The following is a 5,455-nucleotide window of genomic DNA, read 5'->3' as shown; positions in this document are numbered from 1 at the left end:
GGCGGCTGCGACGACGGACGCCGCGCTTGCGGAACCGGCAGCCGAACCGACCGCCGCCGGCACGGAAAATAGCGACGTACAAGCCTTGCTGGAAGCGGCTGCGGCTTATCTGCCGCCCAGCGTGGAACCGGCAAATACCGCGCCTCGTACCGAAATACTATTCATAGAAAATAATGTTGCCGATTACCAAACCTTGATCGACGGCGCTAAAACGGGAATCGAGATTCATGTGCTTGATGCCAGTCGTGATGGTTTAGCGCAAATGGCTGATATTCTGGAAGGGCGTAGCGGCATCGATGCCATTCATATCGTTTCTCACGGCTCGGAGGCTTCGCTCGGTCTTGGTTCTTTAACACTGACAACGGATAATCTGCAAGAACATGTGGCCGATCTGACGGCTATAGGCAATGCCCTGGATCAAGACGCAGATGTATTCCTTTATGGCTGTAACGTCGCTAAAGGATCGGTGGGGGCCTCGTTTATTGCTGCGTTGGCAGACGGAACGCAGGCTGATATTGCTGCGTCGACAGATGCAACCGGGTCGGCAAGTTTGGGTGGCGATTGGGTTTTGGAATCTGCAACGGGATACGTATCCAGTATCTTCGTCACAAGCAGCGATTTCAATTATGATCAGGTGCTGGCTGCTCCGCGAGTCCTTGATGGCGGAACTGCCATCTATGTTCGTCCAGGAGGGACGAGTTATACCTGGACCTATGGCGTTGGCCTCACTCCGCCAGGTCTGACAACCAATTCAGCCATTACCGATATTGATTACCACAACGCGGATTTTCCACCGACCGGAAGCAACAGCGGTGAAGATTGGGTTCTTACTAGAGGAAAGTTTCAATACAGCACCGACGGCGGCAGTAATTGGTCGGACTATGCCTATCCTGCTAACGGCAACACTAACTTTGTTTCCGTTGCCGGAAAAATATGGCGTTTTGTAGACAATCTTCCCGGCGATACGACCACCAGCAATAATATCGGCAATGCTTATTATGTAACCGGGCATTTCGGCCAATCGGTTGGGACTGGCTCCTCTATTAATCCCGACAACGCTCCTACTAACATTGTTTCCGACAAGAGTTACTTCCTGTCCGATACCACACAGGGTACAGCTGTGGCGACCTTGACACCGACCGATACCGGGCTGACTACCGGCGGTTATTGGGAAATCGACAGCCAATCGGTAGCCAATCTTTTCACCATTTCATCCAATACATCTGTAGGCAATACCGCCACCCTTAGTTTGGGCTCGGGAACCATGCCTGGCATAGGACAAACAGCGACGGTTACCGCGCGCTACTACGATCTCTATCAAACGGACGCTAGCGGCAATCCGGTTAACGGCCAGGGTTTTAGCAAAACATTCACGTTTACAGTGGTTGACGGCCAGTCCCAAGATTTGAATTTTGGCAACGACCTCAACGTTAGCACCACGGCGACCAACGACCAACTTGCTCCCGCAGTTACCACACTAAGTAACGGCAATTTTGTTGCGGTTTGGCAATCTGCCGGGCAAGACGGTGAAGCCTCGGACAAAAACGGTATCTATGGACAGATTTATGATGCGACTGGCGCTGCCGTTGGCGGCGAATTCGCCATCACCGCCGCGGGTAACGGTATCAATGAAATCAGCCCAGTGGTGTCCGCTTTGGATAACGGTCGATTTGCGGTCGCTTATTTGACAACCCCCGGCGCGAACGGGTTGGACGTCGCTTACCGAATTGTCGAGGCAAATGGCACCGTAGGCAGCCAGCTTATCGCCAATACCACGGTCGCAAACGACCAATACTATCCTTCGATCACCACGTTGACCGATGGTTCTTTTGTCATTGCATGGACTGACTATGCCAGCGATTTTTCCTCCGGGAAAATCCAAGTTCAGAAATTTAACGCAGCCGATGGCTCTAAAAACGGCTCCGAAGTCGCTATCGCCGCCACCGGCTTGAATGTAAGCCCCAGCCTGGCGGCATTGAGCAATGGCGCTTATGTAGTGGCATGGGGGGATGGAACTGCTTACAACATTAATGCTGTCGTCAGCACCGCACTGTCTACTGTTATTTCCGTAACCAGTGACGGCGGCGCATCGTCTGTTGATACTTTTTACCCTCTACCACGCGTAACCGGGTTGGTTGGGGGTGGATTTGTAGTAGCTTGGGACAGCTATGCCAATGACCTTGCTAATTATTCACAGACTGACATCTTTTTCCAACGCTATAACAATGCCGGTGTTGCGCAAGGATCAATTACCCAAGTCAACACGACAACGGGGACCGGCACTTATAAGTACGAGGCATCCATTGCCGCGCTGTCCGGAGGCGGCTTTATGGTCGGGTGGCAAGCCGATACAGGTGACTACGACTTGAATGGGGTTTTTGGTCGGCGTTTTACCTCAGCCGGTGTTGCCGTGGATGCGACTGATTTTGAAATTAACCAATACCGCCGGGGCGATCAAAATTCGCCGGTGTTGACGGCATTGGCTACGGACCTGTTTGCTACAGTGTGGGTGGACAATACGTCCGATACCAGCAGTGCCGGCATTGAAGCCCGAGTGCTAATGCTTTCCAACGCCGCACCCGTTCTCACCGCCGGTGCGACGCTGGCCTACACTGAAAACGGTTCGGCGGCTGGCATCGACGCCACGATCACGGTGAGCGACGCCGACGATGCCAATATCAGCGGTGCTACTGTGACCCTTTCGTCCGGTTTCACCAGCGGCGACTCGCTGGGTTTTAGTACCCAGAACGGCATCACCGGCAGCTACAACAGTGGTACCGGCGTGTTGACTCTGTCCGGCACCGCCACCAAGGCGCAGTACCAGATAGCCTTGCGTTCGGTCACTTATTCCAACAGCTCGGACACGCCGACCTCGTCTTCCGCTAGTCGTACGGTCACCTGGGCCGTGACCGACGCTAACGCCAGTCCGGCGACCAGCAGCGGCGTGACGTCCACCGTCAACGTCACCGCCGTCAACGATACGCCGGTGCTGACCGCCGGTGCTACGTTACCTTACACCGAAGGTGGATCTGCCGCGGCCATCGATACCACGATTACCCTGAGCGACGCCGACGACGCCAATATCGCCGGGGCCACCGTGACTCTTTCGGCCGGCTTCACCAGTGGCGACACACTGGGTTTTTCCACGCAAAACGGTATTACCGGCAGTTATAACAGCGGCACCGGTGTGCTGACCCTGTCCGGTACCGCCACCAAGGCTCAATATCAAACAGCGTTGCGCTCGGTCACCTATGCCAGCAGCTCGGCTACGCCGACTTCTTCCAGCTCGAGCCGGACCGTGACTTGGGCGGTTACCGACGCCAATGCGGCCAGTGTAGGCGCCCAGACCAGCAGTGGCGTGACTTCGACGATCAATGTCACGGCAAGCAACGCTAAGCCGGTGCTAACCGCCGGCGCGACTCAGGCCTATACCGAGGCAGGATTGGCGGCGGCTATCGATGCCACGATCACGTTAAGCGACGCCGACGATGCCAATATGACCGGTGCGACGGTGACACTTTCCTCGGGTTTCACCAGTGGCGATACGTTAGGTTTCAGCGACCAGAATGGCATCAGCGGCAGCTACAACAGCGGTACCGGCGTATTGACCCTATCCGGCACTGCCTCCAAAGCCCAGTATCAGACGGCCTTGCGTTCGGTGACTTATTCCAGCACTTCCACCACGCCGGCCTTGTCTTCGGCTAGCCGCACCGTGACCTGGGCGGCGACCGACGCGAACGCCGAAAGTTTGGGCGCACAAACCAGTAATGGGGTGACCTCCACCATCAATGTCACGGCGACCAACACCAAACCGGTGCTGACTGCCGGCGCGGCACTGGCTTACACCGAAAACGGCTCTGCCGCGGCTATCGACACGACTGTGACGGTCAGCGACACCGACGACGCTAATATGACCGGCGCTACCGTCACTATTTCCTCAGTCTTTACCAGTGGCGACGCGTTAGGTTTCAGTAGCCAGAACGGTATTACCGGCAGTTACAACAGTGGCACCGGTGTACTGACCTTGACCGGCACGGCGACCAAATCCCAGTATGAGACAGCTCTGCGCTCGGTTACTTATTCCAGCACGTCCGAAAACCCGACCGGCACCTCGGCCAGTCGCACGATTACTTGGGCAATCACCGATGCCAATGCCGAAAGCTTGGGCGCGCAGACCAGTACTGGTGTTACATCGAGCGTAAACCTCACCGCCGTCAACGACGCGCCGACCGCTATCGCACTGAGCGCCACCACCGCATCCACATACGATAGTGGCAGCAACGTAGCGATCAGCTCCCTGAGTCGTACGGATGTCGACGGCGGCGGACCGACCTATTCGATCGTGTCGGTCAACACTGACACTTCCGGGGCCACTTATAACCTGTTCAATATCAGCGGCACCACGTTGCAAGCGGCTAGTCCATCCACGACCACTCCAGGGAACTACACGGTAGTGATCCGGGTGAACGACGGAGATAACAACTATGACCAGAGTTTCACCATTGTCGTTACCAACGCGCTGGTCGTGGATACCACTACCGATGATGCGGACGGCGGCAGCACTTACGCTGCGGAAAAAGCAGACGGTACCGGACTCAGCTTGCGCGAGGCCGTCGGCATCGCCAATCGGGCGGGCGGCGGCACTATCAGCTTCGCCTCGGGCCTAGGAACCGTGTCGTTGGGGTCCAGCATCACGATCGGCGAGAACATTATTTTGGATGCCGACGTAGTCAACAGCATAACCGTCGGCGGCGACATCGCCATTGCCAGTGGCAAGACGCTGAATGTCACCAACGGATCGGGCGACATGCTGACCTTGTCGGGCAACATCTCCGGAGCCGGCAGCCTGACAAAGAGCGGAGTCGGTACGCTGGTCTTGAGCGGCAGCAACAGTTATTCCGGCGACACCGCACTGGCGGCCGGCACGCTGAGCATAGGCGGTGATGCCAACCTGGGCTCGGACAGTGCCACCGTCACCTTGAGTGGCGGTAATCTGACCATTACATCCGCCGGCACCATAGACGACAACCTCGCGATGTCGGCGGGCGCCACCATCACCAATGCTAATGCCGTTACTCTGTCGGGCAACCTGACCGGCAACAACGCCCTGACCAAGGGCGGCGCCGGCGAACTGACACTGTCCGGGACCAACGTCCTCGCCTCATCCACCGTCATCGGCGGCACCCTGACAATCGCCGACTCGACTAACTTGGGAACGGGGGCTGTGACGCTGAATGGCGGCAGCCTGACCGTCACCGGCAGCGGCGTCACGGTTAGCAACGCCGTCGCGCTGACCGGCGATGGCACGATTATCAATGCCAATGCCGTTGCGTTGTCGGGCATCGTCAGCGGCACAGGCGCTTTGACGAAGGCGGGCGCAGGCGTGTTGACTCTGTCGGGCGACAACACATACAGCGGCTCGACCGCGGTCAACACCGGGACGCTGGTGGCAGCG

At 57.1% G+C, this 5,455-nt stretch carries 1 protein-coding gene; it reads left to right on the top strand.

Going from position 1 to position 5,455, the window contains the following annotated elements; translation table 11 throughout:
• On the top strand, window positions 1–5,455 hold a 5,455-nt coding region (locus NP589_RS21095; RefSeq protein WP_256608735.1), incomplete at both ends, for a DUF4347 domain-containing protein.

This window comes from Methylomonas rosea (assembly GCF_024505055.1).
GTDB lineage: Bacteria > Pseudomonadota > Gammaproteobacteria > Methylococcales > Methylomonadaceae > Methylomonas > Methylomonas rosea.
The sequence above is the reverse complement of the archived record's forward strand: the minus strand, read 5'-3'. Positions and strand labels throughout refer to the sequence as shown.